At 53.7% G+C, this 24,500-nt stretch carries 21 protein-coding genes, 1 tRNA gene and 1 pseudogene; 10 read left to right on the plus strand and 13 right to left on the minus strand.

Features of this window, described 5'->3' with window-relative positions; all coding sequences use genetic code 11:
- Positions 1–12: 12 nt before the first annotated feature.
- The 3 genes from murA (at position 13) to ggt (ending at position 3,657) form a co-directional block, all read left to right on the plus strand.
- Positions 13–1,308, plus strand: a complete 1,296-nt coding sequence (murA, locus tag ACFQZG_RS13975; RefSeq protein WP_378153477.1) for a UDP-N-acetylglucosamine 1-carboxyvinyltransferase — start codon at positions 13–15, stop codon at positions 1,306–1,308.
- An 89-nt stretch (positions 1,309–1,397) separates the two neighbouring features.
- A complete protein-coding gene (locus tag ACFQZG_RS13980) occupies positions 1,398–1,841 on the plus strand; it encodes a carboxymuconolactone decarboxylase family protein (protein WP_378153478.1) in 444 nt (147 codons plus the stop codon).
- Positions 1,842–2,064: 223 nt separating this feature from the next.
- Positions 2,065–3,657: a gamma-glutamyltransferase gene (gene ggt / locus ACFQZG_RS13985; RefSeq protein ID WP_378153480.1), complete on the plus strand. Its 1,593-nt coding sequence runs from the start codon at positions 2,065–2,067 to the stop codon at positions 3,655–3,657.
- A gap of 841 nt (positions 3,658–4,498) precedes the next feature.
- Here the strand turns inward: ggt and ACFQZG_RS13990 are convergent.
- From ACFQZG_RS13990 to ACFQZG_RS14005, 4 genes are all read right to left on the minus strand, one after another.
- Entirely contained in the window at positions 4,499–5,083 is a 585-nt protein-coding gene (locus ACFQZG_RS13990; protein WP_378153482.1) for a hypothetical protein, read from the minus strand.
- A gap of 28 nt (positions 5,084–5,111) precedes the next feature.
- Entirely contained in the window at positions 5,112–6,053 is a 942-nt protein-coding gene (locus tag ACFQZG_RS13995) for a S8 family peptidase (RefSeq protein ID WP_378153484.1), read from the minus strand.
- A gap of 68 nt (positions 6,054–6,121) precedes the next feature.
- Entirely contained in the window at positions 6,122–7,168 is a 1,047-nt protein-coding gene (locus ACFQZG_RS14000; protein ID WP_378153486.1) for a hypothetical protein, read from the minus strand.
- Between the two features lie 741 nt (positions 7,169–7,909).
- Positions 7,910–8,629, minus strand: a complete 720-nt coding sequence (locus tag ACFQZG_RS14005) for a hypothetical protein (protein WP_378153488.1) — start codon at positions 8,627–8,629, stop codon at positions 7,910–7,912.
- 176 nt (positions 8,630–8,805) lie between these two features.
- Here ACFQZG_RS14005 and ACFQZG_RS14010 point away from each other — a divergent pair.
- Both ACFQZG_RS14010 and ACFQZG_RS14015 read left to right on the plus strand, forming a co-directional pair.
- Positions 8,806–9,533 (plus strand): annotated as a pseudogene (locus ACFQZG_RS14010) (SOS response-associated peptidase).
- Positions 9,490–10,125, plus strand: a complete 636-nt coding sequence (locus ACFQZG_RS14015) for a hypothetical protein (RefSeq protein ID WP_378153490.1) — start codon at positions 9,490–9,492, stop codon at positions 10,123–10,125. The pseudogene ACFQZG_RS14010 and the gene ACFQZG_RS14015 overlap by 44 nt, the downstream one beginning before the upstream one ends.
- Positions 10,126–10,252: 127 nt before the next feature.
- On the opposite strand, the gene ACFQZG_RS14020 is transcribed toward ACFQZG_RS14015, so the two are convergent.
- On the minus strand, positions 10,253–11,104 hold the full coding sequence (locus ACFQZG_RS14020; RefSeq protein ID WP_378153491.1) for a hypothetical protein: 852 nt from the start codon (positions 11,102–11,104) through the stop codon (positions 10,253–10,255).
- 249 nt (positions 11,105–11,353) lie between these two features.
- Positions 11,354–11,428 (minus strand) — tRNA-Arg (locus ACFQZG_RS14025).
- Between the two features lie 417 nt (positions 11,429–11,845).
- On the opposite strand from ACFQZG_RS14025, the gene ACFQZG_RS14030 reads away from it, so the two are divergent.
- On the plus strand, positions 11,846–12,862 hold the full coding sequence (locus ACFQZG_RS14030; protein WP_378153493.1) for a LacI family DNA-binding transcriptional regulator: 1,017 nt from the start codon (positions 11,846–11,848) through the stop codon (positions 12,860–12,862).
- A gap of 73 nt (positions 12,863–12,935) precedes the next feature.
- Here ACFQZG_RS14030 and ACFQZG_RS14035 read toward each other — a convergent pair whose 3' ends face one another.
- The 4 genes from ACFQZG_RS14035 to ACFQZG_RS14050 form a co-directional block, all read right to left on the minus strand.
- Complete coding sequence (locus tag ACFQZG_RS14035; protein WP_378153495.1) at positions 12,936–15,509, minus strand: ABC transporter permease; 2,574 nt, start codon at positions 15,507–15,509, stop codon at positions 12,936–12,938.
- Positions 15,506–16,198 carry an ABC transporter ATP-binding protein gene (locus ACFQZG_RS14040; RefSeq protein WP_378153497.1) on the minus strand — a complete coding sequence of 231 codons (693 nt, stop codon included), beginning with the start codon at positions 16,196–16,198 and terminating at the stop codon, positions 15,506–15,508. The genes ACFQZG_RS14035 and ACFQZG_RS14040 overlap by 4 nt, the downstream gene beginning before the upstream one ends.
- 107 nt (positions 16,199–16,305) lie before the next feature.
- A complete protein-coding gene (locus tag ACFQZG_RS14045; RefSeq protein WP_378153499.1) occupies positions 16,306–17,631 on the minus strand; it encodes a sensor histidine kinase in 1,326 nt (441 codons plus the stop codon).
- Entirely contained in the window at positions 17,619–18,320 is a 702-nt protein-coding gene (locus tag ACFQZG_RS14050; RefSeq protein WP_378153501.1) for a response regulator transcription factor, read from the minus strand. Before ACFQZG_RS14050 ends, ACFQZG_RS14045 begins: the two co-directional genes overlap by 13 nt.
- Positions 18,321–18,577: 257 nt before the next feature.
- Here ACFQZG_RS14050 and ACFQZG_RS14055 point away from each other — a divergent pair, with 257 nt between their 5' ends.
- Entirely contained in the window at positions 18,578–18,850 is a 273-nt protein-coding gene (locus ACFQZG_RS14055; RefSeq protein WP_378153503.1) for a Spo0E family sporulation regulatory protein-aspartic acid phosphatase, read from the plus strand.
- Here ACFQZG_RS14055 and tadA read toward each other — a convergent pair.
- Positions 18,782–19,237, minus strand: coding sequence for a tRNA adenosine(34) deaminase TadA (gene tadA, locus ACFQZG_RS14060; RefSeq protein WP_378153505.1), 456 nt, complete (start codon positions 19,235–19,237; stop codon positions 18,782–18,784). The genes ACFQZG_RS14055 and tadA overlap by 69 nt on opposite strands.
- Before the next feature lie 258 nt (positions 19,238–19,495).
- Between tadA and ACFQZG_RS14065 the strand changes: the two genes are divergently transcribed.
- The 3 genes from ACFQZG_RS14065 to cuyB all read left to right on the plus strand — a co-directional run bounded on the left by ACFQZG_RS14065 (position 19,496) and on the right by cuyB (position 22,804).
- Positions 19,496–20,254 carry a hypothetical protein gene (locus ACFQZG_RS14065; protein WP_378153507.1) on the plus strand — a complete coding sequence of 253 codons (759 nt, stop codon included), beginning with the start codon at positions 19,496–19,498 and terminating at the stop codon, positions 20,252–20,254.
- A 300-nt stretch (positions 20,255–20,554) separates the two neighbouring features.
- Positions 20,555–22,036: a Mur ligase family protein gene (locus ACFQZG_RS14070; RefSeq protein WP_378153509.1), complete on the plus strand. Its 1,482-nt coding sequence runs from the start codon at positions 20,555–20,557 to the stop codon at positions 22,034–22,036.
- Positions 22,037–22,087: 51 nt separating this feature from the next.
- The gene (gene cuyB / locus ACFQZG_RS14075) at positions 22,088–22,804 is read left to right on the plus strand and encodes a cysteate racemase (RefSeq protein ID WP_378153511.1); all 717 of its coding nucleotides are present in this window, start codon (positions 22,088–22,090) and stop codon (positions 22,802–22,804) included.
- 73 nt (positions 22,805–22,877) lie between these two features.
- Here the strand turns inward: cuyB and ACFQZG_RS14080 are convergent, their stop codons facing one another.
- Both ACFQZG_RS14080 and motA read right to left on the minus strand, forming a co-directional pair.
- Complete coding sequence (locus ACFQZG_RS14080; protein ID WP_378153513.1) at positions 22,878–23,693, minus strand: flagellar motor protein MotB; 816 nt, start codon at positions 23,691–23,693, stop codon at positions 22,878–22,880.
- The gene (motA, locus tag ACFQZG_RS14085) at positions 23,674–24,480 is read right to left on the minus strand and encodes a flagellar motor stator protein MotA (RefSeq protein ID WP_378153515.1); all 807 of its coding nucleotides are present in this window, start codon (positions 24,478–24,480) and stop codon (positions 23,674–23,676) included. Before motA ends, ACFQZG_RS14080 begins: the two co-directional genes overlap by 20 nt.
- Between the last annotated feature and the right edge of the window lie 20 nt (positions 24,481–24,500).

Genomic DNA, 24,500 nt, shown 5'->3' on the forward strand with positions numbered 1-24,500 from the left:
GCGGGTATCTTCATGAGATATATCCAGATGGAGACTTCAGGCTCGTTGAACGGAACGGTACATATACCGGGAGCCAAGAACAGCTCCCTTGCCTTGCTAGCCGCCGCTTGTCTGGCAGACGATGTCGTAACGCTCGGAGGAATTCCGCGCATCGAGGATGTAGGCATCATCGCGGGAATCAGTCGGGATATCGGCATGGCGTTCAAGCAGGAAGGCGGCACGATCGTCATCGACCCGCGCAACATTCACAGCGCCGTCATCGATCCGGGCAAAGCTTCGAGATACCGGGCTTCTTACTATTACGCGGGCGCGCTGTTGTCCAAGTTCGGCAAAGTCACGATCGGATTCCCGGGAGGCGACGATTTCGTCTCGAGACCGATCGATCAGCATCTTAAAGTTTTCAAAGCGCTCGGGGCGAAGGTTCATATTTTCGAGGACTATTACGTAGTCGAAGCAGCGGAACTGACGGGAGCGGACATTTATTTCGATATGCTCACTTCCGGCGCGACGATCAACGCGATGCTGGCTGCGGTTCGTGCAAGAGGACGTACGATACTGCACAACGCGGCTTTGGATCCGGAGGTGGTTGATACCGCCGCGTTCTTGAACCGGCTCGGCGCTCGGATCTACGGGGCGGGAACGGCGCGTATCCGCATTGAAGGCGTCCCTTATCTGAACGGGGGAGCTCATTCGGCGATTCCGGACCGATTGATCGCAGGGGCTTTCCTGATGGCGGCCGGAATCCACGGGGGGCGGGTTACCGTCAAGGATGTCATTCCCGAGCATCTGGGCGCTTGCCTCGCCAAGATGGAGGAAATCGGGATGGATGTGGAGCGCGGCGAGAACCACATTACGGCAAGTCGCGCCGGCTCGATCAAGGCGACGCGGATCCGCGCGGGCATGTACCCTGGATTCGCCACCGATCTGCAGCAACCGATGACGGCGCTGTTGCTTCAGGCCAAGGGCAAGAGCATCGTTACGGACCGCGTCTTCCCGAAGCGATTCGCTCACGTGCCGCAATTGCGGCGGCTCGGCGCGGAGATCGAGCTGCGCAGAGAAAGCGCCTTTATCCGCGGGGGTCTACCGCTGCAAGGCGGATGGGTGCACGCTACGGACGTGCGCGCGGGCACGTGCCTGATTCTAGCCGGGTTAGCGGCCGAGGGCCGTACGTGTATAACGGGCGTCGAGCATATCGAACGCGGATACGAGGATGTCGTCGGCAGCTTCCAAGCGATCGGCGCCAAGCTATCGATGCGTGAACTGGATGCGCAGGAATCGCCTGCCCGGAACCGTATGAATCGTATGTGATTCGAACTTGGTTAGTCGTGTTGTCACATAACGCGTTCCCGTATTGTCTATAATCCGTACAGACAAATTACAGGAATGGAGAGATTCGCATGAACGCAAGGTTCGACTTCTACAAAGCCAATCCGGAGGTTAGAGCCGCGATGCTGAAGCTGGAGGAGTTCATCGCCGGCAGCGGACTCGACAAACGGTTATACGAGTTCATTAAGCTACGCGCATCGCAGATCAACGGCTGCTCGTATTGCATCGATTCCCATGGGGCAGATTTGATTAAAATGGGGGAGTCCGTTCAGCGGCTGCTGCTTCTGCCGGTCTGGCACGAGGTGACGATCTACTCCGAGGAAGAACGCGCCGTGCTGGCGCTGACCGAAGCGGTCACCAAGATCTCCGAAGCCGGCGTGCCGGACGACGTGTACGAGCAGGTGCGGAAGCACTTCGACGAGCGTCAGTTCATGGCGCTGATCATGGCGATCAACACGATCAACAGCTGGAACCGCATCGGGATCTCGACGAGACTGTTGCCGGCCGCGAGATAGATAAGCATGAATAATCGCAACGTTAAGACCCGCACACTGATGCGGGTCTTAAACATTTCTAAGGACGGCGCGCCCGATACGATTCGAAACAACATAGATTGAATCATGCACAATGAACCTCTCGATATTTAGGTGGTCCGACAAAATCGCGCGGATCGATTGACTCGTTGGTCGAATCGAAGAATAATGAGTCAACGTTAACTTCATTAGGAGAGTGGGATAGATGGGGAGCGGGATGACGATCGGGAGTCGCGCCATGGTAGCTTCTCCTCATGCGGGGGCGAGCGAGGCGGGGGCGGAGGTTTTGCGCAGGGGCGGCAACGCTTTCGATGCGGCGGTAGCCGTAAGCGCGGCGTTGGGCGTCGCGTACCCGCACATGACGGGGTTGGGCGGCGACGCTTTTTTCATGCTTTACGAAGCTGGCTCCGGAGAGCTTGTCGGTTATAACGGCTCCGGAAGGGCGGCGGCGGACGCAACGATCGGCGCATACGCGAATCGGGGGTTGGAGGCGATTCCGAAGCGCGGGCCGTTAAGCGCGATAACGGTGCCGGGGATGGTCGACGCTTGGGAGCAGGTTTGGGCGCGTTACGGCCGATGTTCTTGGGAGCAGGTGTTGGAGGCTGCCGTCGGGTACGCGGAACTTGGTTGTCCGGTGTCTCCGAATTTGCGCGAGTGGATCGTCCGCGATGAATCCGATATAAGGGCGAACGCGGCAATGGCGGACGTGTTCCTCCCGGGAGGAACGATTCCCGCGATCGGCGACATGATCGTGCAGCCGGATTTGGCGAACGCGCTGAAGGCGATTCGGGCCGGCAGGAGCGAGGCGTTCTACCGGGGCGAATTGGCGAGGAGCATCGCGAAAGACGTCCGGGAAGCGGGGGGATTCTTGGGCGAAGGGGATTTTGCCGCGCATCGCGGGGCCTGGGTTAAACCGATCCATACGGATTACCGGGGTACTCGAATCTATCAAATGCCGCCGAACTCTCAAGGATTTACCGTCCTCATGATGCTGAATATTTTGGAGCGCTTCGACCTGACGTCCATTAAGAGAGGGTCGGCGGACTTTTATCATCTTATGGCGGAGGCCGTCAAGCTCTCGTTCCGGGATCGGGACCTTTATTTGACCGACCCGGAATTCGCGGATATTCCGCTGGACGATCTGCTGTCCAAGGCCTACGCGAAGCGTCTGGCGGCCTCGATCGACCCGAATGCCGCGAGCGGAAGTTTGTCCGCTCCGATGGGGCAAGATACTGCCTATGCGGCCGTCGTAGATGAAGAAGGCAATGCGGTTTCGTTCATTCAAAGTCTTTATTTCGATTTCGGTTCCTGTTATATGCCGGGAGGGACCGGCGTCATTCTGCAGAATCGCGGCTCTTACTTTTCATTGGATCCGGCTCACGTGAACGCCTTGGAGCCGGGTAAAAGAACGTTCCATACGCTCATGCCCGCGATGGCGTTCAAGAACGGCCTGCCTTGCCTGCTATTCGGCACGCAGGGGGGAGAAGGGCAGCCGCAAACCCAGCTTTCGATCGCCACGGGCGTTCTGGACTACGGCTTCACGGTGGAGGAAGCGATCGGGCAGCCGCGCTGGGTGTTCGGCAGGACGTGGGGGCAAGATAGCGACAGTCTCAAAATCGAGGGGAGAATCGCGGAGGAGGACGTGAAGGCGCTCGAGCGGAAAGGGCATCGCGTCGAAGTCGTGCGGGAGTGGGATGGGCTCATGGGTCAGGCGCAGGCCATTTGGATCGACAGGGAGAACGGGCGTCTTCACGGCGCGGCGGATCCGCGGGGCGACGGCATGGCAATCGGGTGGTGAGAGGGTGACGGGGCGGCGGTCGCGCTGCTTGCCTACGATTTCAAACCTCATCGTTATGGACGCACCGGACGAATCCTCGCCCCAAAGTACGATTCCTCTCGCATATCCATGAACACAAAAAGAACCACGCGGTCGCGTGGTTCTTAGTACTTGTAAGGTGGCGGCCCCGAGATGAATTGAACATCCGACACCACGTTTAGGAAACTGGAGATCGCGGGGCTATCCTTTTGTATTACCCCAATACTTCAAGCCTTTCCCTGACGCGGTCAAGCCGGTGTCTAGCTGTTGTCACGATACTCAAAGTAAGTACTTTCAATGGTTCTGTGACGTCGGGAATTACAGAGGGAGACACAATATCAAATTGGCAGGAAACCAAATAATTTCACGAATACTAATATAATTGTAAACACAAAAGTAAAATCTCAAGATTTATAGTGATTTCGTGCAGATGTAAGTCGCTGACTTGACTGTTGCAAAAACTTATCGTCCAGGAATTAAGACTAAAGCTATTTCTTTAGAAGCTTCGTCAAAAGAATAAACAGAAGAAGGACAACGCTTTTGGATGGAGAAATTGTTGGGCAAATCATCGTTTAGGTGTATCAAGCCGTTATTCGAAATTCTGAGGCATCTTAAGAGCCGTGCCTAAACTGTCTTTAACCAGTACTACTACAGGTGTGCCCATTTTCGGTTTTCAAGCAGGAAATCGAGCAGTTTAGTAAGTTACTAAGTCCCGAGTTAAATCACCTTTGCTTAAAGATCCACTTGATCCTCGACGAAAAGAAATGGTGCATAAAGAGAAATCGATGTCTTCTCGAATTAATTTTACAAATTCCTTAAAACACTACCATAATTGGCTAAAAACTTCGTTGTCATGTTTATCCAACCCAATGAGTTGTTCTAGTTTGTGGTTTTTTTCACTTACAGAATAGGTTAAATAACTTCTCTTCGTTTGTGTCAAAGAAAAAATATTATTAGTTAAGTCTGAGAACCTAATAATTATAGTTGTTATTCTAGGATCATTCACTGTACCAGATATAATTTCATATCTCCGTTTCAAAGATTCATCTAAGTCACCAATCACCTGTAGTTTAGTAATTGGTGACTTAGTATCTCTTTTCGTTTGTTCAAATCTTTTAATGACATATCTATTCTTTGACTTGACTGCGTAGCCGGATCCTTCATAACTAGTATTATCGGCAACAAACGTATACGCCAAAAATATATGATTCTGTTCGAAATATTTTATTTCATTTACATTAAACTCTGTAACATTTCCAATATCTATTGTTGCCTTTTTTTCCATTTCATTAAACAAATCTTCTTCTGTACTTTCGATTGTTCCATCTCTATTATCAATACCAGTGCTACACCCTTGTCCTTGTAGCAGAAGAATTAAAACAAAAATAACAGTCAATAGGTTCTTCATTATAAATGTCTCTCCTCAAACACTTATATTAGGATAGAGATGATTCAAAGTTAATTATCCTCACTTTTTTTCTTTCGTGCTTCCAGTTACTTGAGATTTGGATAGATGAACTAATAATTTTTGATTCTATATCCTTTGGAGAAAATTTTGGGTATTTTGCTTTTAACAATATTGCAAGTGCAGTTGCAACTGGAGCTGCAAGTGAAGTTCCAGTTTGATTCATAATTAAATACTTGCCATTAGTATATGAAATAGTGGGTATACTTTCGCCAGGCACATAAATATCTATACGATCATTATAAGTAGAATTCTGAAGAATGTTATACTCCTCATCCAAAGCCCCCACAGAAATTAATCCTTGTATTTGAAAGGATGCAGGATAGTTATATTGATTACTGCCACTATTCCCCGCCGAACATATTATTGTTACTCCATTAGCAATAGCAGTCTTAATGCTTTCAAATAACGTCGGGTCATCAGCAAATGTTCCCATGCTTATATTAATAATGTCGACCCTCTTACTAAGAATAGTTATAGCCTCAGCCAGACTCTTGGCATTTATATCAGTATCCGCTAAATTATATCCAATAAGATCGATTCCCGGAATTACCCCTAAATAGTCTAGTCCATCAATTTTTTTAGATGCTATAATACCGGATACAAACATCCCATGCATGTTTGTGGGTTGTTTGATGATTTCATTACTAATAATTTCCATACTAATCCCTGGAAAATTATGAATTAATCCTGAATCAATAATTCCAACTCTGATTTTCTTTACTTTTTCTAAACTAATATTGGTCTTTAATGGGATGTTATTAATTGTATTTAACTGTGAACTTCCCAGTGTATTAATTGTAAACATTTCAATGTGAGATTCAAACTTTGCTTTTTTAATAAGAAATAACAAAAAGAAAATTAACAAAGTGAGAAAGAGAACTTTACTAGTTTTATTAAGTAAACTACCCAATGAGGATTCCCCTTATTTATAAGCAATTCCCTCACAGTGAGGGAATTGCTTATAAATTTCATTTAAAATTATGCATATTTTCCAGCGAAATAAAAGATACTTGATTCTCCGTTAGCTTCTACAATTGCATACTGATGCCACTGTCCGCCGGTGGTAACACTTATTCCCAATCCAAAGTAAGAAGCGGTGAATGCACCTGTAACTTCCATCCATGCGTCTGTATATCCTTGTACATACTTATTTAAACCACTTCCCGAGGATTTTGGGGACCCAATATTTTCCGACTTAACTAGCGCTACTCCATAAGCTGCAGTAACTCCTGTATTGTTGGTTATATTTAATGTCGATCCTTGAAGAGAACCATCGGAGTATGTAGTTGCTACATAGTTGAATGATATTGTGTCTTTAACTTTAGACCAGCTCACAACTGCATCGAACTTCCATTCTAGCCAAGCGTTATAGTATTTGGTAGTCGTGGGCCATTGATAACCGTTGTCGTAATATGCTTTTCCAAATTCGTAATTGACGCAGGTGGATGAATTCCAATTACCAGAGATATGAGGGGTTACATTATTGCAAGCGGTATTGGTAGTTACTTGAGAATTATTAACATCTTGTACTTCTTCTACCCCTGTACTTACGCTGATTGAACTTCCATCAGCGAATTCCAAAGTAAATTTTTGTGGCATTTTTCCTTCTTTTTTGGCATATTTGTCAAGATACTTTTGCATTTCCTTTTGGCCATTTTCCCTTAAATTGATCTCTGATAGTAATCCCTTCTTTAAGGCTCTACTGTCTAAGGCAAGTACATCATTTTGAAAGTCTTTTTTGTGTAAACGTACATATTCATCACTTAAATCATCCTTGACGTAATTGACGTTCAATTTCACATTCCCATTCTCGACACTTTCGACCAGTTTGTCTAGTTTTGCATAATATAAGGCTTCTTCAGTGTTAAGTCCAGATTGTTCCAAATCCAGCACTACCTTGGTGTCATATGAATTTATTGCTTGCTGTATATTCAACTTATTGGAGTCAATCGGACTTGCTGCAAATACAGATGAACTGCCGAGTAGAGAAAACAATGAGATTGTTAGAATAACCTTCTTTATCAAAATTAAATCAATCCTTCCCTATTTGTAATTTCGCGCGCTTAATAATATATTCGCAGTAATGTCTTGACCCAAAAGCCTCGTGTGTTAACTTGGAAGTTACAATAGAAACGTGAGTATATTCCTCCTAGAGGGTCTAAGAGCGCTTTATGTCGGGAACAGAGGAGATGGTATGATCGTATTTAATTTATTGAGTCATGCTGTTAGTTGTTAAATCCAAAGTTAAATTATTACGACAAAGCTGTAATTTTTCAATTACTGACGGATAAAATGTCCACCGCCTCTGCGATGGACTGCCCGTTTCATCACTTGCATTAACTGTTTATTAAAGGTAAAAGATAACCCAGTTAAATAGACAGTTGTTAAAATATCAATATTCACCGCCTTTTCATGTAAAATGAAGACAGCACTTTTGCAATAAAACACAAAAGGATGCCGAGGCCTTTGCCAATGAGCCGTCGGAAGCAGGTTGGCAAATTAATTCCACAAAGAAGCTATAATGTCAACAAGAATTGAAAACTTTGAAATATTGTTGACAAACTATTTATAGCATAAATTACCTCAAATGGAAAGTGATTTTTATCAATTTTTCTATATTTATACAAAAATGATTCGATTGTGTATTTGGATTGTGTATTTAATATGTTGTATAGTTTAACTGGACAGTGAAAACTTCAAACCCTTAAGCAGTCAGCGAATCGGCGTCATTACAGGGCTTTTCCTGCTTTGAACGAATTATTGCAGTTATCGATAATGCGGGTATTGGGCGAACAGGCGAAAAATCATTTTTCGCAAATACACCGCTACCGAAGCCTCGGAAACGATAGCCTTGGATGGTGTTCGCAAATAGCGCCAAAACAGGCCAGACGTTCGGGTCGAGAACTTCAAGGCGATCAACTGAAGCAGGCCGGTGGCGATGCAACTGCACATGACGAATCCTTCGATCGCTTCGAGCGTTTGGCGAATTCGTTTTTGATCCCGTTCATTCTTCACCTGCTCGATTGGAGGCGTATCGGACTTACGCTGATAACGATTTAGCTTCGGCATCGACTTGCTCCAGAAGCGATAGCCGAACGCGCCGATCACCTGTTTCATTTCCCGAAACGCACATTCGATCTTGAACCGGTAGCCGTACAGCTCGATAATCTCCGTGGCCACGAGCGTCAGACCGGTACTCACCAGGATGGAGAGCTGCTCGCCTCGCCGCACCAGGACAAATCGCAGTGGCTGGTACAGCTTCTGCCCCCACAACAAATCTAGACACAAATAGAAGACCGTCTCCTGCTTGCCATACAGCAACACCTCGGCTGTTTGGAACGAATCTGCACGGGTTTGAAAGAGCGCTTTGAGCTTGATCTTCACGCCTTTCTTCGGCGGACGTCCTCGACCTTGCTTCTTGGCTTGCGGAAATTCATAGGCTGTGGCGTTGACTTTGGCCTTCGTAATCAGATCAAGTCGGACCATGGTTTGCGTGAGCGTCCATCGAAGGGCATTTTACTTTGTCCGTGCCACCATTTCATTATGACAGTCTACCTATTTTTGATCAGGGGGAGCACATTCCGGTTTTTATTAGGCAAGCAACAGAGTAACGAGATTTAACCCGGAATGTGCAACACCTGACCTTGGATAATAGGTTCACAGTGTGCGGACGTTATACGATTACGGTGACCATCGATGAACTGATGGCGTTATACGAAGCAGAAGTATCTGGGGCTGCTTTTATTTACCTCGCTATAATATCGCTCCTATGCAACTTGTACCTGCAATTATCAATGACGGCGAACATAATCGAATCGGAGAATTGCGGTGGGGATTGCTTCCGAGTTGGTCAAAGGCAGACGATTGGGGAGCTAAAGCGATCAATGCCAGGGCGGAGACCATCGGAGATAAACCGGCGTTCCGGGGGCTGGTAACAAGCAAAAGGTGATTAATTCCTTCAGACGGTTTTTACGAATGGAAAAGAAACGGGGATAATAAACAGCCCTACCGAATTGTGCTGCAGGATCGGCCCATATTTGCATTTGCAGGTTTGTACGATACATGGACAAGCCCGACTGGTGACAAGATCAGTACGTGCACAGTTATAACGACGACACCCAACGAGCTTATGTCCGACATTCACGATCGGATGCCGGTAATCCTTGAACGTGAAGATGAAGTGGCATGGTTGAACAGGAAACTGGACGACAAGGATTTCTTACAGGCGTTATTGCGGCCGTATGACGCAAATCGGATGCGGGCATATAAGGTGGGCGCAGCGGTTGGCAACGTGCGGAACCAAAGCCAAGAGTTAATTGATGAGGTTGTCTGGGGAGGGAATACCGTTGGAGATTACGAACTTTCCATCGTTAAGGGCAGTATCAGATAGATTCGTAGGCGAAGTCATTGGTGGAAAAATGAAAGATGAACAGCATGCTAGAAGCTTGCGTATTTCATCCATACAAAGCAAACTAAATCACTCGAAATATCATTTGAATCGGTTTTTGCAAAATTACAGTTTTGAATTGCTTAGACAAGAAGCGGGGCAGGAACTTTTAAGAGCGGAGTTTTATGCCTATCTAGGGGCGCTGTTAGGTTCAATCGACCTCGTTCTTCATGAAGTCAACGTTCTATATGGCTTAGAGATTGGTGAGAGACGGGTCAACCCGGAGAGGGTTAGGCAGGCATTGCGTTCTACCTCATACATAGAGATCCTACGTGAACTTGAGAGTTTAGAAACATTCGAATGGTACAAGTCCTTGAAAGATATGCGAAATAAAGCGACACATAATCCGGGGATGATATGGACCGTTTATGTAGGAGGAGATAAATCCGGAACAATTACTCTTCCTGATGATCCGTTTGATCAAGAATCTGATTCAACAATTGAAATAAGTCTTTACCTAAATAAGACATATGAACATACAGTTAATTTCATCGACCATGTTCAATTCGTGATTTTAGAGGAACTGCCAGAATAATGAACCTAAATGTATACTTTGGGCAATTGCGAGATAACTTCAACCCAAGTCCTCTTGCAAAAAAACCACAAAATAAAAGGAACCGTAGCAGTTTTCGGTTCCAAGGTATTCAGAAATGAAAGGAAGTTTATGTATTCTTTTGGTACTTCTCCTTCAATAAGTGATCAGCAATCACAACTTCTAATGATTTCGAGTTCTCCAACCTGTCTAAATCCTTCATTGCGGTATCTAAAATTTTTTGTTGCTGATTGTCACTCATTTGAGCAACAAAGGTATTCGTAGCTTCAATCCTATGATTAAGAAAATCACCGAAGCCCGGCACAGCGCACACTTGAGGAATTTTTACAGTTCCTCTCCGATAAATCTTTGTGCTTTCCCACCCCTTCAAATCCTTTGGATGGATGTGGGAGACCATGATGATTCCCGGTAATTTGGCATAGATAAATGCATTTGAAGTGTTGTTAGCTACAGTTGCGTCAGTTGTTCTAAGCAGGTATGCGTTAGTATATTCTAGAATCGTTACTTCTGAACCGACTGATTCTAGAGTATCAAGGAAAAATATGTGGTGCTTGTACCCTCCAGTCTCCTTGCTCCTACCCAACAGATACTCGCGCCAGATTTCAAGGCACTTTACCAACTCGTCCATGAGGTTTTCTGGCATGCCATTCTTGGGATCTCTGACTTCCAAGATCCCCACTCGCCAGTTTATCGATATGAAGAATTTTAATAGCCATTCGTCATAATCAAATCTTTTTTGTCCATTTTGGAAAGGAATAAATACATTCTCTGCAAATCGTTTCTCGTTTATAGAGAATAGCTCTTCGCACTCGCCACACAGCAGATAAAGTTTTGCCAAATCTTGAGCTCTTCTGTTTGGGTTCAATGCAGACCGAAGGAACCCTGTAGCGGATGTCTCCTTGATCCATTTGCCTATAAAGTTTGGAATGATGTGACTTTCTCTAAGCTCTTTTGTTTCCATGCATAAGGCACATTGACTTATCGGCATACTCCACCTCTTTACAGGTACTCTTCGCCTTAATTATACCCATTTTATCATTATCAGCCGTTATATTTTCACACAACTTGATTGAGGTAATCTACGTTTCGTTGCTGTTCTCATGTAGCTAAGCGCGACCACAGGACATTCTCGACATTGACCCTTTTTATCAACTTATCCGAAAAATAAAAAGAACCGCGTATCCACGCGATTCTGAAAAGATTGGTTAAATGGCGGCCCCGGCCAGAATCGAACTGACATCTACCCTTTAGGAGAGGGTTGCTCTATCCGTTGAGCTACGGAGCCATATTAAAGTTGTGTTCGTTGTGGTCCTGTTGTTGTCCTGTTGTTGTCCTAATGACAACCGGAGGACAATCTTGCCAGCAAGAACCTCGTATGAATGTACTCTTTACAGTGAAAAGAATCTCATCACAGTACGGGTCTTCTATGCTTTAGTGAAGCGCGCAGCGACAAAGATTCAAGGCGTGATCTCCAGTTTAGGAAACGTGTGCTCTATCCGCTGAGCTACGGGGCCAAGCCAAACGCACAGTTTTAGGAAACCGTCGCACTACCCTGCCGAGCTACGGGCGCGCGGTGCGAGATTTATTCTATCAGATATCGGCCCGGGAATAAAGCACGAATGCGATACGTCCCCGCACGCGTAGTCAGGCTCGGCCCTCGTATGTTACATTAGGCGTAGTTGGGAACGAAATGGGGATTGGCATGGCTACGAACATTCGCGACGTCGCGAAGGCGGCGGGGGTATCGGTGGCGACCGTATCCAAGGTGCTGAACGGCTATACGACGGTGAATCAACAGACGAAGGAGAAGGTACTCCGCATCGTGATGGAGACGCGGTTCACGCCGAACTCCGCGGCGCGGGCGCTCGTCGGGCGCCGGTCGATGACGATCGGCATGTTCCTCACGACGGGCGTGGCCAACCCCTTCTTCGCGCATATATTGGCCGGGATGGAGCAATCGCTCAAGTCCATGGGCTACGACTTGATCTACTTGACCCAGACGCCGGGGAGCAAGGTGGAATACAGCTTCGTCCGGCATTGCCAGAGCCGCAACGTCGAAGGCGTCGTCGTGTTCGGCTTCCAGCACGAGGACACAGACTTTAGCGAACTGACCGATTCGGGCATTCCGGCGCTGTTCATCGACCTCGACGTGAGGGACAAGCGGACGGGCTACATCAGCTCCGATAACGAGGCGGGCGTCCGGGAAGCGGTGCGGTACTTGACCGGGCTGCGGCATCGCCGGATCGCGTTCTTGTCGGGCATCGAGAATACGTACGTGAGCCGCCATCGACTGCAAGGCTACCGGGCCGGCTTGGCGGAAGCGGGAATCGCGTTCGATGCGAGTTACGTCGTCGGGAGCGATTTCGAGAAAGCAGGCGGCTACGCGGCGATGCGGCGGCTGCTGGCGCTGCCGGAGCGGGATCGTCCGACCGCGGTCATCTGCAGCTCGGACACGGGTGCCGTCGGCGCGATTCAAGCGATCCGCGAAGCGGGGCTGTCGGTGCCGGGCGACATCTCGGTCGTCGGCTTCGACGACATCGATCTCGCGAGTCACGTGCATCCCGCGCTGACGACGGTGCGGCAGGACACGATCGCGATCGGCCGGCAGGCGATCGAGCTGCTCGACGGGCTCATCACCGACGAGGAGAAGCAGCCGCCGGAAGCGATCGTGCCGACGCGGCTCGTCGTTCGGGATACTTGCGCGGTCGCGAAGGAATAGTTGGAATAGAAACGGCACCTCTGCCGAGCGCGATTCGCGTTCGGGCGGAGGTGCCGTTTTTGGTGAATAAAACTTACTCCTCACGCAACCGGTCGATCAGGCTCGCCTTGTTCATCCGCTTGAGCGGACCTTGCACGGACAGCAGCCCGACCGCGATCGCGAGACCGCTGGCGATGAACGCGCCGGTCCAAGGGAAGACGAACGGGATGCCTTGCGCCTCGTTGATCTGCGTGAACAGGAAATAGCTGATCGCCATCCCGAGGCCGATGCCCCAGAAGCCGCCGATGACGCCGAACCAGACGCCTTCCGCCGAAGCCATTCGCCGAACTTGTCCAAGCGTCATTCCGACGGATTGGAGCAAGCCGATCTCCTTGCGGCGCAATAACAGGTTTGTCTGCACCGTGTTGATGATGTTAAGGCTACCGATCGAACCGATGATGATGAGGAAGCTGTAGACGAAGATCTGCATCTGGAGCGCGAACTGACGCTCCTCTCGTTGCTCGGACACGATATCGACGAGCTGTGCGCCGTACTCGATATCGGACTCGCTCTCGAGCGCTTCCTTGATCGCATCCGTATCCGCGCCGTCCTTGACGGAGATCTGCACGCCGTACATGGCGGTCGTCGGCGCCATGTCGGGCTCGAACGCATCCTTGTACACCCAATCGATCGTCGACTTCGCTCCGATCGCGATCAGCGACGTCTCGGGATAAGGCATCCCGAACGGAGATTGCGACAGGATGCCGCCGACCTTTAGCTTGCGCTCGATCGGGTTGCCGTCCTTGTCCGAACTGATCTGGTACGTCAGCGTGTCGCCGACCTTCAGGCGGGTCATCTCTAGCTGCTCCCGCTTGTTGGAGGAAGGGATGAACGGCTTCGCGGTCTGAATAAGCAGCACGGCGTTATCGGCGGCGAGCTTCGCGGGATCGGCCGTGCCTGATTCGAGATATTTCTTGGCCTCGGCGAACCTCGCGTCGTCGTAGACTTGCAGCTCCGCGTTGATCGATTGGAGCTTCGTTCCGTCGCGATCGGTCTCGGCCGGAACGGTGTCCGTCTTCTCCAGGAATCGCTGGTTGACGAGCTTCGGATCGAGCCAGACGTTTCCGCCGAACGAGCTGTATTGGCCATACACCGCGTAGACGCCCGGAATCGAACGGATTCGTTCAAGTTGCTCCGGAGTAAAGCGGTCTTGATCCAGAGGGAACACGCGATCGCCGTTCGCATCTCGAGCGCCGTTATACGGATACAGCTCGAACGCGATCTTCGTGTTCTCTGACGTGTCGACGGTCAGATTCAGCGCCTGTTGCGTGAAGTAATGGAACACGATGAACAGCGTGATGCTGACCGCGATGGAGAACGTCGTGATCCGGAATTTCGCCTTGTTGCGACGGATGTTCGCCGAAGCCATCTTGCCTTCGATGCCCAACAGCTGCAGCAAGGAAGGAATGCGCATTCGGCGGTACGATTCGCGGACGATGCTGCCCGCGCCCTTGGCGGCTTCGACCGGGGATACGGAAGACGCTTTGCGAGCCGGCAGCCAAGCCGCCACGTATACCGCGAACAGGCCGACGCCGACGCTCAGTCCCATGATCCACCAGTGGAACGTCAGCTCGAAGCTATCCATCTGCAGAATGCTCATGCCGCCGCGCATCATCAGCCAGAGCGCGAGCCAGAGGCCGGCCCAGCCGACGGCGAGCCCGAGCGGAATGGCGATCGCGGACAGCACCGTCGCCTCGCGCAGGACGAGATTGCGAATCTGCCGCGGCGTCGCTCCGAGCGTGCGCAAGAGGCCGAATTGGCGGATGCGCTCGAGCACCGCGATGTGGAACGCGTTGTAGATGACGGCGATAGTCGAGAGGGCGACGAGACCGATGAGCGTGCCGAACACGACCGCGAGCGCGCTGTTCAGGTTGTCGTTGCTCGATTCGCCCAACAGTCCGAGCAGCTCGTAATTGGTCTGGAACGACTTGTTCAGAGTCTCGAAATGGGGAAGCTGCTCGCTGATGTCGACGCCGGGCTTGAACGTCAGGTAGAGCTTCAGGTTATACTCGGGGTCTGCGTTATTCTTCCATTGCGCGAGAAGGCTCTCGTCGTCCATCCCCGTATACATCTCGGACGAGCGATTGATCTGGCTGCTCTTCTGGTTCTTCAGCACGCCGACGATCGTGAACGTTGCGGGGTTGCCCTGCATGTCGTTCAGCGTAACCGTTCCGCCCAGCTTCGGCGACGAAGGCAGCAACGCTAGCAGCCATTGCTCGATGATTACCTCGTTCGCGGCCTGCGGATATCGGCCCTCATCCAGGTGAATCGGAAGCAGGTCGAAGCCGGCCGCGTTAACGCCATACAGTAGGGCGCCTGTCTCTTTCGGTAGCTTCGTAGAGCCGCCAGTAACCATGATGGCTTCCCGGTCGATCAATACGTTGTTCTTCAATTCGCCCGCGAGTTCGGGGGTAGCTTGGGTATACGCGATATGGAAAGAACCGTCCTCGTACTTCGCGTTGGCGAGCATGTTGTCCTTCAGCGCCTGGCCCATCGTGCCGAGAGCGCTGATGAGCGCGACGGACAGAATGATGCCGACGATCGTCAGGATCGAACGGCGGCGTTGCTGCTGCAGATAGCGCCCGGCGAGCGCGCCGTAGCTCTTCATGCGCCCCTCCCGCCGCTGCGCGAGTCGCTGACGAGCTTGCCGTCTTGCAGCTTCAGGACGCGGTCGGCTTCCGCGGCGATGTTCATGTCGTGCGTAATGATGATGACGGTCTGGTGGTATTGGCGCACGGCGATCTTGAGCAGCTCGAGCACCTCGCGGCCGTTGGCGCTGTCGAGGTTGCCGGTCGGCTCGTCGGCGAGCACGATCGCGGGGCGATAAGCCAGGGCGCGGCCGATCGCGACGCGCTGCTGCTGTCCGCCCGACAACTCGGAAGGCAGATGCTTGCTGCGTTCCTCGAGGCCGAGCGTCTTGATCAGGTCGCGAACGTACGCCTTGTCCGGTTCGCGGTGGTCGAGCAGCAGCGGCAGCTTGATGTTCTCTTCGACGTTCAGCACGGGGATGAGATTGTACGATTGGAAAATAAACCCGATTTTCCGCCGGCGGAACACCGCCCGTTCCTTCTCCTTCAATCCGTACAGATCTTCGCCGTCGATGTGGACGTAACCGCCCGTCGGACGGTCCAAGCCGCCGAGCATATGAAGCAGCGTGCTCTTGCCCGAACCGCTGGCGCCGACGACCGCGACGAATTCGCCTTGCTTAATGGAGAAGGAGACGCCGGATAACGCGTCGACCTTCGTGCTTCCTTTGCCGTAGGACTTGCTGAGTCCGTCTACCGTAATGACGTTCATAGGGAATGATTCCTCCCGATATTGGATTCTGGGGCAGGCCAGGGCGGCTTGCCTCCGGTATGAACCCAGTATATCGTCGCCACCTTACACGCATGGGGGGCCGAAGCTTACAGAGTTGTAAGGGAAGCCGGTTCGGTCGATGCCAAGGGGAGCGGCTGCAGAGGAATCGTCAGGAAGAAGACGGCGCCGCCGTCCGGGTCGTTGCCCGCGGACAGCACCCCGCCGTGCTTCTCGACGATCGACTTGGCGAGCGGGAGGCCGAGGCCGACGCCGCTGCCGCCGGATGTAGTTCGGTAGAATTTCTTGAAAATATGGGGCAAATGCTGCTCCGAGATTCCCGGTCCCCGGTCGGCGATTCTCAGTCGCACGAAGATCGGCGTCCGTTCCCAGGATACGGTGACGGCGCTGCCCGACGGGCTGACCTCGATCGCGTTCTTCAACACGTTGGCGATCGCCTCCGATAGCCAGTGGGTGTCGTGCGGCAGCACCGGTTGGCCGCCCGCACCCGCCTCTTGCTCGGCCAAGACGAGAGACACGCCGCGATCGTCCGCCAACCGGCGGACGGAGGCCAAGCTCGAGCGAACCGTATCCGCGAACGGGCCGGGCGCGATGTGAAGGTCAAGGGCGTCCGCTTCGATGCGAGCCAGCTTGAGCAGCGTTAAGATAAGCCATTCCATCCGGTCCAACTCCCGCTTGCACGTCGCGAGGAACTCCGCCGCGTGCGCCGGATCCGTCTTCCCGTTCCCGAGCAGATCGACGTAGATGATCAAGGAAGCGAGCGGCGTCTTCAATTGGTGGGAGATGTCGGCGACCGTGTCCTTCAAGAAGTCCTTGTCGCGGTGAAGCTGCTCGATCGTCTCGCGAAGGCGCAGCGACAGCTCCTGCACGCCGTTGGCGAGCAGGCCGATCTCTCCTTCGCCATAGATCCGCTTGGCCATGGGCACATTATGTTTGACCGTATTGTCCAAGGAAACGGACAGCTCTCGAAGCGTCTTCAGTTGCCGATTCGAGTCCCGGAACAGCCGCCAGGCGAGCAACGCGATTAGCAGCAAGCTTCCGCCGAGGAGCAGCGACAGCGACCAGGACCCGAAATTCCCGAGCGCGGGAAGCCAGCGCGATTCGATGCGCGAAGTGACGCCGTACTCGGCCAGCCACTTGCGTCCGGTTTCCACCGTCTCCGGCGTCGGCGGCTCGGCAAGCGCCTGGAGCCAGCGCTCCGCGCTCTTCGGATCGCTCTGCGACAGCGAGCCTGCGATCGCGTACTCCTGCGCGAGCCACTGCCGCTTCACTCGCTCCGTTGCATAGTGGCTAAAGATCGCGGCGAGCAGGCACACCGCCGCGGCGAACGCCAGCATCGTCCACGTGAAGCGGCGCACGGACGGATTGCGCCACGTCGCCCCGAAGCCGAGCCGCGGTCTTCTCACCCGTTCCATCGGTATCCCGCCCCTCGCACCGTGACGATGCGCTCCGGTTGCTGGGGATCGTCCTCGAGCTTCTCCCTCAGTCTGCGCACGTTGACGGCGACCGTGTTCTCGTCGAGCACCTCGGCTCCGTCCGGCCAGACGTGCCGAAGAATCTGTTCCTTCGACAGCACCGAACGGGGATGCGACATGAACAAGGAGAGCAGCCGGAATTCCGTCACGCTCAGCGGAATGTCGGTTCCCTCCTTCGTCAGCCGCATCTCGCCCAGATGGAGGGCCAGACCGCCGGACTGCAGGACCCCTTTGTCCTCCTCGGGCTTCGCCGAAGCGGCCGGCGCCCTGCGCCGGAGCACGGCTTGAATTCGGGAGAGGAACTCCCGTAGCCGGAACGGCTTCGTGATATAATCGTCGCCTCCGAGATCGAGGCCACGAACGATGTCGAATTCCTGATCGCTGGCCGTCAGGAAGATGAGAGGCGTATCGTTCGTGCGCCGGATCTCCGCGCAGAAGTCGAAGCCGTTGCCGTCCGGCAAGTGCACGTCGAGCAGCAGCAGGGCGAAGCGCTCTTCGCGGAGCAGCCGCCGGGCCTCGTCCAAGCTGAAGGCGCTGCCGACTTCGAAGCCTTCCTGCTGCAGCGTGAACTGGATGCCGCGATGCAGCGATACGTCGTCTTCTACCAGTAAGATGCGCGCGGTCGTCATGATCGGTCTCCCCACATTTAGATGAAAAATCGTCAAAAATCGCAACGCCTGCACCATAACTGGTACGCAATACCCAATAAATGTCGGAAAATAATAGCGATTTCTTGGAAATTCGTCGACAGCATTCTACAAAATTTTGAAATAATTTGTCCTATAATGAGTAAGGATTAATAAACCTAGCATTGCGTGACGAAAGTCCGACGAGACATTGACGAAAAATTGCGAATGATAGAGAAAGGAGCGGTCAGGAGTCCCATATGGAGACAGAACAATTAATACATCGACTCCAGTTGCTGCAGCTTCGCCTCTGCGAGATGGCGAACGACTTAGGCAATCTGACCGATCCGGAGATCGTCGCGGTCAGCGAGGAAGCGGACATGCTTATCGTTCAGCTTCAGCGACTGCGCAGGGAAGAAGCGGAGAATAATAAGCGAACGGGCACGATTCCTCCGGTTACGCTGCTACCGACTTCTCAATCGACGGAAGAAATCGGTCAGCATTCCCGCACATTCTTCGCGGAGCACTCCTGATTCCCAAGGAGAGACGTGATTGAATCGGCTATCCTGCAGCAAGTCCATCAGCGTCCCGACGCAGCCGGCTTTCGGATCTGCGGTGCCGTAGACGACTCGTTCCACGCGCGATTGCAGAATCGCACCCGCGCACATCGGGCACGGCTCGAGAGTTACATATAGCGTGCAGCCCAGCAACCGCCAAGCTTGCAACGCTTCGCTGGCCTGCTTGATCGCGATCATCTCCGCATGAGCTGTCGGGTCATGGCTTGTCTCGCGCAAGTTATGTCCCGCGCCGACGATGACCCCGTCCTTCACGATTACGGCGCCGATCGGCACCTCGCCGATGGCTTCGGCCAGACGCGCCTGATTAATCGCCTCCCGCATCCACCGTTCGTCTTCCGTCATGGCGATTCATCCCCTTCCCGTCCGATTACCCACAACCGAACATGCATTCGTTGTTAACATGCTGTGCACAAATCTGTGGATAACCGACGCGTTGTCCACAGACTTGTGCACATTTTGTTAGTAGGGGTGGGTACAACTTCAGCTTTATTGTAACAGGTTGGAAAATAAGGTCAAACCCGAGCCCCGCCCGAATACAGTAGTAGTGGACAAGCGAATTCGCCTGTTCTTACGCGTAACGGAAGACGAGGGGGACTGAGGATGGAGGCCGTGAGCCAAGCTTTTCGCGCGCATCCCGACTATCGGCCGACGGGCAAGCTGACGATCGTCGGCCAGGCGCGCTGCTCCGCGGAACGAATGAACGCTTATCTGAGAAGGCGGAATCCGAAGGCGCCGGAGCTCGCCGAGCTCTACTTGCGGCTAGGGCATAAGTACGGCCTCCGCGGGGACGTCGCGTTCTGCCAGATGATCTACGAGACGCGCGCATGGACGAGGGCTTATACGGGGCCGTCGTGGTCCCCGCTTATGCTCGCGCAATGGGCGGACGAGCAAGAGGTCGAGCGTCTGATGCGCCTCCTGTACGTATTCGCGACGGACGAGCCGTTGCCCGCCGCCAAGGCGGAGGATCGCAGCTCGCCGATGGCCGAGCTGATCCAGCGCGCCGGATGGCAAGGCGCCGCGCCTTGCTGGGAGGACCTGAACGGCAAGTGGACGGAGCGAGGCGAACGCTACGGGCAAGACGTCGTCGCCATCTGGCGCAGTATGAAGGAATGGCGGGGAGAGGGGGAAGTGCACATGCTGACGAACGAGGAGCGCGAACGCGAGATCGGGCTGCGGCTGCGCGGCAGAACGGCCGTACGCCGGGCTGCCGATTGGAGCGAGGTCATCAGCGAGGATATGACTTGGCTGAAGGAGCGGGAGCTGCTGCCGTCGCCGGTGCCGCATCCCGACAGCAAGGTGACGTGGGCGGAGCTCGCGTCGCTGCTGCGCCGGATGCAGGAGCCGACGGAGCGGGAATAGGGGAGGGCTGGGGCTGCCCGCGGGGCGGCTCTTTATTTTGGGGCCGGGCGCGCGAGCACGGTTTCTTTTTCCGGGCTGGAAGCCCGGAGGAATCGCAAGTACAGACGGCCGATAAGCCCGCGCCGGGAGCCTGCTCCCATGCCCTCGGAAGCTTGTATTATGCGGGTTCATCAAGTAAAATTGGGTTGCGAAACTACATCGCGCTCATTAATGAAGCGGGACGGAACATCCCGCCTCTTACATACCGGGAGTCGCTCGCGGACCGTTCGGTGCGGCCGTTCAAGGAAGGGGTAAGCGCCAATGGCATCGCTCAAGGAGCTTCTAACATCGATTACCGCGTTGGAATCGCAAGGCAACGCGGATATACAGGTATCGGGGGTGGCCTACCACTCCCAGAAGGTCGCGGAAGGCGACGTATTCGTCTGCGTGACCGGCTATAAGACGGACGGACATAAGTACTTGGCGGACGCGGTTCGTAGAGGGGCCGTCGCGGCGGTCGTCGAGCGGTTCGTGGACGGCGTCGACGTGCCGCAGATCCGCGTGGACAATAGCCGCATCGCGCTCGCGCGCTTGGGCGCGGCGTTCTACGGACGCCCCGCGGACAAGATGAAGATGATCGGCATTACGGCGACGAACGGCAAGACGACGACGTCCTACATGGCGAACGACATCTTGGAGAATCACGGGCTGAAGACCGGCTTGATCGGCACCGTCGTCATCAAGATCGACGACGAGACGATTCCCGCCGAGCTGACGACGCCGGAATCGCTCGATCTGCAAGCGTATCTCGGCCGGATGGTCGACCGCGGCGTCTCCCACGTGTGCATGGAAGTGTCGTCCGCGGCGCTCGAGACGCACCGTGTCGAGCAGGTCGACTACGACATCGTGACGTTGAACAACGTGAGCCGGGAGCATATCGATTCCCACGGCTCGTTCGAAGGCTACTTCAAGGCCAAGTCCAGCTTGATTCGGAACGCGGGCCCGCATGCGGCGGCGATTCTGAACTTGGACGACTCGTATTCCGCATCCTTGATCGGCGAGACGAAGGCGCAAGTCGTCACCTTCGGCGTGAAGAGCCGGGAAGGCTATATCCATTGCAAGGATCTCGACCTGTCCACGGGACGGGCGAAGTTCAAGCTGGAGATCGTGAAGCCGTTCAGCGTGAACGGCGTCGACTACCAGACGGGCGAATTCGAAGTGTCGCTCGGCGTGCCGGGCTTGCACTCGGTGTACAACTCGATGGTCGCCATCGTCATCGGCATGCTGTGCGGCGTGCCGACGGAGACGATCCAGCGGTCGCTGCGCGAGTTCAAGGGGGTGGAACGCCGGTTCGAGTTCGTCCACGAGGGCGATTTCTCGATCATGGACGACCACTTCGCGAACCCGGGCAACATCAACGTCACGCTCGAGACGCTGCGCTTCATGGACTACGAGCGGCTTCAGCTCGTGTACGCGATCCGGGGCGATCGCGGTCCGACGGTGAACCGCGAGAACGCCGAGGCGATCGTCGCCTGGCTGTCGAGGCTCGAGCTGAACGAGATTACGGCGACGAAGAGCGTGTCCCACGTCACGTCGAAGGACAAGGTGTCGGACGAGGAAGAGCGCGTCTTCATGGAGACGATGACCGCGGCGAACGTGAAGGTGAATCTGTACGACGAATTGCCGGACGCCATCGCCCACGCGATCGACCGCGCGGAGAAGGGCGATCTGATTCTGCTCGCCGGCTGCCAAGGGATGGATCCGGGCGCGGAGATCGCTCGCGAGCTGCTGCTACGCAAATAAGTGCGAATCGCGAATCGCTCGCCTCGCACGTTCAGTAAAGTAGGGTAACCAATGGAACAGAAACGGTTAGGCATCATAGGCGGCATGGGACCGAAGGCGACCGCCGTGTTCTTGGATATGCTCGTCGACCATACGGAGGCGGAGAGGGATCAGGATCATATCGATATGATCGTCTTGAATCACGCGTCGCTGCCGGATCGGACGTCGATCATTCTGTCCGGCGAGAAGGATCGCTTCCTCGGCGCCGTGGAGAAGGACATCCGGCTGCTCGAGCACGCGGGCGTCTCGAATATCGCGATTCCGTGCAACACGTCGCACTATTTCTACCAAGACATGCAGGCGATGACGAGCGTGCCGATCATCAATATGGTCGACGAGACGCTGCAGGAGATCGCGCGCCGGTACGAGCCGGGCAGCAAGATCGGCGTCCTCGCGACGAACGGCACGCTGCGAAGCGGCATCTACCGTCAGACGTGCGATAAGTACAAGATGCGCTATCACGAGATCGATGACCAGATGCAAGCGGACGTCATGAGCATCATCTACGACGACGTGAAGCGCGATAACAACGTCAGCCCGGATAGGCTCGAAGCGATTATCCGTACGCTTATCGAAGACGGCGAATGCCGATGCGTTATTCTTGCGTGCACGGAGCTTAGCTGCATACCGCTGAGCGATGCGGCGAGGGCGAGCAGCATCGATGCGATGGCGATGCTCGTGAAGCGATCGATCGAATTGTCAGGCAAGACGCCGGTGAATCTGGGGTAACGGATCTTATAGAAGAAGCCTTGCATCCGCGGTGGATGCAAGGCTTTTTGGTATGCTTACGGATTATGCGTCGTTATTGCGCGGCGTCCGCGACTTCGACGGACACTTCGTTCGTGCCCTCCGGATCGACTTCGACGTACTTGCGAAGAATCGATACTTCGACGCGGCGATTCTTCGAACGGCTCTCTACCGTGCTGTTCGACTCGAGCGGCCGGAATTCGCTGTACCCGATCGCGCTGAAGCGGCTAGGATCGAAGTTCGGATTCTCGAGCAGAATCTTCATGAAGTTGGTGGCGCGCTTCGTGCTCAGCTCCCAGTTGGACGGGAACTCGGTCGTGCTGATCGGTTGGTTGTCCGTATGGCCGGCGACCTGAATTTCGTAATCCGGGTAGCCGTCGAGCATCTGGCCGATCGCCGTCGCGAGCTTCTGCGCGTCGGGCTTGATGACGGCGCTGGCCGGAGCGAACAGGGCGTTGTCGCGGATCGTGATGAGCAGCTGCGACTGGTTGAGCTGCGTCTCGAGCTGGGATGACAGGCCGTTCTGCTGGATATACTTGTTCAACTGCTGCTGCAGTTGCTCGAGATTGTGTTGTTCTTCTTCCTTGAGCGTCTGGCGCGACTTGCCGTCGTCCCGCTTGGGAAGCTTCTGATCGGCGCCGCGTCGCTGCTCTTCGCCGATGACTCTCGGCGCGGCCGGGAGCACGCCGACGCCTTGGCTGAAGGCGGTCTTGAACGCCTTGCTCAGCTCCTCGAGCTTGGACGTATTCACGGAGCTGACGGAGTAGAGCACGATGAACAGGGCGAGCAGCAGCGTCATTAAGTCGGAATAGGGGAGCAGCCAAGATTCGTCGGGATGCTCCTCATGAGGTTCATGCCGTTTTCTGCTCACTGCGCTCTTCCTCCTTCTCGTTGAACACTTTGCGTTCGGTCGGAGTCAGGAAGACGAGCAGCTTCTGTTGGATGGCGATCGTGGATACGCCGGATTGAATCGAGAGCAAGCCTTCGACCATCATGAGCTTCAGGTCGATCTCGCGCTTGGACAAGCGCTTCAGCTTGTTCGCGATCGGGTGCCACAGGACGTAGCCGCTGAAGATACCGAGCAGCGTCGCGACGAATGCCGCGGCGACCGCGTGGGCGAGCAAATTCATGTTATCCAAGTTCTGCAACGCGGCGATCAGGCCGACGACCGCGCCGAGTACCCCGAGCGTCGGCGCGTACATGCCCGCTTGGGAGAAGATCTGCGCGCCGGAGCGGTGACGGTCCTCGGTGGCGGAGATGTCCTCGAGCAGGACGTCGCGGACGAAGTCTTGGTCGTTGCCGTCGATGATCATGCGCATGCCGGTCTTCAGGAAGTCGTCTTGGATTTCCTCGACGCGCGCTTCGAGCGCGAGCAAGCCTTCGCGGCGGGTAATGGTCGCCCATTCCATGAACATGTAGATAACCTGTTCGCGGGGAAGCAGTTTCGGTTCGTTGAATGTGATTTTGAACAATTTCGGCACTTTCTTCAAGTCGGACATCGGGAAAGCCACGAGAACGGAAGCGGCGGTACCGACGAAGATGATGAGGTAGGCCGCCGGGTTGTTAACGAGGCTGACGAGCGGCGCTCCCTTGAGATACATCCCGAAGACAAGCGCGATTAGGCCGATCGATAACCCCAAGATTGTTGAATTTTTCATGGTACACCCCATATATGTAA

This window comes from Cohnella sp. GCM10027633, from assembly GCF_042675445.1.
GTDB lineage: Bacteria > Bacillota > Bacilli > Paenibacillales > Paenibacillaceae > Cohnella.